At 64.4% G+C, this 3,262-nt stretch carries 2 protein-coding genes; one reads left to right on the forward strand and one right to left on the reverse strand.

Features of this window, described 5'->3' with window-relative positions; translation table 11 throughout:
* On the reverse strand, positions 1-1,369 hold a 1,369-nt coding region (locus tag DM995_RS02600), incomplete at its 3' end, for a M20/M25/M40 family metallo-hydrolase (RefSeq protein WP_157973268.1).
* Positions 1,370-1,483: 114 nt separating this feature from the next.
* On the opposite strand from DM995_RS02600, the gene ettA reads away from it, so the two are divergent.
* Entirely contained in the window at positions 1,484-3,163 is a 1,680-nt protein-coding gene (ettA, locus tag DM995_RS02605) for an energy-dependent translational throttle protein EttA (RefSeq protein WP_023837138.1), read from the forward strand.
* Positions 3,164-3,262 lie beyond the last annotated feature (99 nt).

Consider the following 3,262-nt stretch of genomic DNA (forward strand, 5'->3'; position numbering starts at 1 on the left):
GCAGATCGGCCGGATCGTTCGCCACGATGCCCAGCACCGTCGCCCAGGCTGCGACATTCTGTTGCAATTTTTTCGGGTCGATCTTGTCGAGCGTATCGTCGGGGGTGTGGTGCAGGTCGAAATAGTCGGTGCCGTCCTGCTGCAGGTCGATCGCGTTGACGCCCAGCGCCACGGTCGGGCCGACATCGGGGCCACCGCCTGCGACAGTGTTGCTGCGCCCGATGCCGAGCGGGGCAAGCGCATTGGCGATCCGGGTCTTGAGGTCATCGGTGCCGTCCGGCAGCTTGAAATCGACCTGCCAGATGTGGTCCGCGCCGAAATCCGATTCCATCGCCAGCACATGGTCTGCCGCGCCATGCGCCTTCGCATAGGCGATGCCGCCGAACAGCCCGACTTCTTCGGCACCGAACCAGACGACGCGGATGGTGCGCTTCGGCTGGCCGGCGTCCATCACCAGCTTGGCCGCGGCAGCGGTGATCGCGACGCCAGCACCGTCATCGATCGCGCCGGTGCCCAGATCCCAGCTGTCGAGATGCCCGCCGACCAGGATTACGCCTGCTTGTGGATCGCTGCCCGGCACCTCGGCGATGACATTGCCCGATTGGGTGGTGCCGATCTGGCGCGGGGTGAGCACCAGCTTCATCTTCACCGCCTGACCGGTCTTTGATGCGCGCGCGATCATCCGCTCGAGATTCTCGGCATCGGGAATCGAGAGCGCGGCGGCGGGGATCGGCGTCACGCCTTCGGGGAAATTGGTGCCGCCCGTATGCGGGTTGCGGTGATAATCGGTGCCGACCGAGCGGATGACGATCGCCGCTGCGCCCTTCTGCGCGGCCAGGCCGGGGCCTGCGCGCCGCACGCCGCCGAACTGGCCATAGCTCGCCCCGCTCTGCGTCCGCGTCATCTTGTGACTGACGAACGCGATCTTGCCCTTGAGGCTGCCCGCGGGGGCGGCCTGAAGATCGGCGAGCGTGCGGAAATAGACGACCTCCGCCTCCAACCCCTTGTCGCCGGTGCTCGCCGAATTGCCGAGCGCGCTGATATGCATCTTTCCGGTGAACGGCGCGGTGATCTCGGCCGTCTCGGTGCCACGCACCCAGGTCTTCATGTCGAACGGTTCGATCCGCACATTGGAAAAGCCCATCGCTTTCAGACGCTCGACCGCCCAGGCGCGCGCCGCTGCCTCGCGCTTGGTGCCCGCAAGGCGCGGGCCGATCTCGGTCGTGAGGTCCTCGACGATGCCGTACGCGGTATCGTCGCCGAGCGCCTTTTGCTGGAGCGCGGCCGGATCGTGCGCGGCAAGATTCTGGGCAAGCAGGGGGAAGGGAAGGGCGAGGGCGGCCAGGGCCAGCAGGGTGCGTTTCGTCATGGCGGCATGGCTTAACCACACGTCCCGGCTTTGCCAATGCCGTCTTGCCGCAAAGCGCGCTCGCCGCTAAGGCGCGGGGCAAACCAACATACCCGCATAAAGGCGTACTCCCGCATGGCTGCTCAATATTCCTTCGTGATGAAGGGTCTGACCAAGACCTTTCCCGGCGCGAACAAGCCGGTGCTCAACGGCATTCACCTGCAATTCTATCCCGATGCCAAGATCGGCATTGTCGGCCCCAACGGATCGGGCAAGTCTACCCTGATGAAGGTGATGGCCGGGATCGACAAGGATTTCACTGGCGAAGCCTGGCCGGGCGAGGGCATCACCGTCGGCTATCTGGCGCAGGAGCCCGAACTCGACCCCAACAAGACCGTCAAGCAGAACGTGATGGACGGCGTGCGCCCCGTCGCCGATCTGGTCGAGCGCTTCGACGAGATCAGCGCGCTGATGGCCGATCCGCCCGAAGACGCGGATTTCGACGCGCTGATGGAGGAAATGGGCACGCTGCAGGAAAAGATCGACGCAGTCGATGGCTGGACGCTCGACAACCAGCTCGAGATCGCGATGGAGGCCTTGCGCTGCCCGCCGGGCGATGCCGATGTCACCAACCTGTCGGGCGGTGAACGCCGCCGCGTCGCGCTGTGCCGGCTGCTGCTCGAAAAGCCCAGCATCCTGCTGCTCGACGAACCGACCAACCACTTGGACGCCGAAAGCGTCGCCTGGCTCGAAAAGCACCTGGTCGATTATCCCGGCAACGTCATCCTTGTCACCCATGACCGCTATTTCCTCGACAATGTGGTGAACTGGATCCTCGAGCTCGATCGCGGCAAGTATTTCGTCTACGAAGGCAATTATTCGACCTATCTCGACAAGAAGGCCAAGCGCCTCGAGCAGGAAGCGCGCGAGGACGAGGGCCGCCAGAAAGCGATCCAGGACGAGCTGGCGTGGATCCGGCAGACCCCCAAGGCGCGCCAGACCAAATCCAAGGCGCGTATCCGCGCGTTCGACGAACTGGTCGAAGCGCAGGAAAACCGCAGCCCCGGCAAGGCGCAGATCGTCATCCAGACCCCCGAGCGCCTGGGCGGCAAGGTGATCGAGGCGCACGGCCTGTCCAAGGCCTATGGCGACAAGCTGTTGTTCGAGAACCTCTCGTTCACGCTGCCGCCGGGCGGTATCGTCGGCGTCATCGGGCCGAACGGCGCGGGCAAGTCGACGCTGTTCAAGCTGATCACCGGCAAGGAACAGCCCGATAGCGGCACCATCGCGATCGGCGATACGGTCAAGCTCGGCTATGTCGACCAGAGCCGCGACGATCTCGATCCCAACAAGAACGTGTGGGAAGAGGTCTCGGACGGGCTCGATTTCTTCAAGCTTGGCAAGCACGACGTGCCCACCCGCGCCTATGTCGGCGCGTTCAACTTCAAGGGCCAGGACCAGCAGAAGAAGGTCGGCCAGCTTTCGGGCGGTGAACGCAACCGCGTCCACATGGCCAAGATGCTGAAAGAGGGCGGCAACGTGCTGCTGCTCGACGAACCGACCAACGATCTCGACGTCGAAACGCTGCGCGCGCTCGAAGAGGCGCTGGAAAGCTTCGCCGGCTGCGCCGTGGTCATCAGCCACGACCGCTTCTTCCTCGACCGCCTGTGCACGCACATCCTGGCGTTCGAGGGCAACAGCCATGTCGAATGGTTCGAAGGCAATTTCGAAAGCTACGAGGAAGACAAGCGGCGCCGCCTGGGCGACGAGGCGGATCGCCCGACGCGGATGAGCTACAAGAAGCTGACGCGCTGATACTCTCCCCTCCCGCTTGCGGGAGGGGCCGGTTCAGCATGCTCAACCGGGATGGGCCAGTGCTGGGCGCTCAATCGCCACATCAGCCTTGGCATCAAG

It is taken from the genome of Blastomonas sp. UPD001 (genome assembly GCF_003426715.1).
Classification (GTDB): Bacteria; Pseudomonadota; Alphaproteobacteria; order Sphingomonadales; family Sphingomonadaceae; genus Blastomonas.

Coding starts and splice junctions, on each gene's coding strand:
- ettA (WP_023837138.1), top strand. CDS start 1,484: ATGGCTGCTCAATATTCCTTCGTGATGAAGGGTCTGACCAAGACCTTT.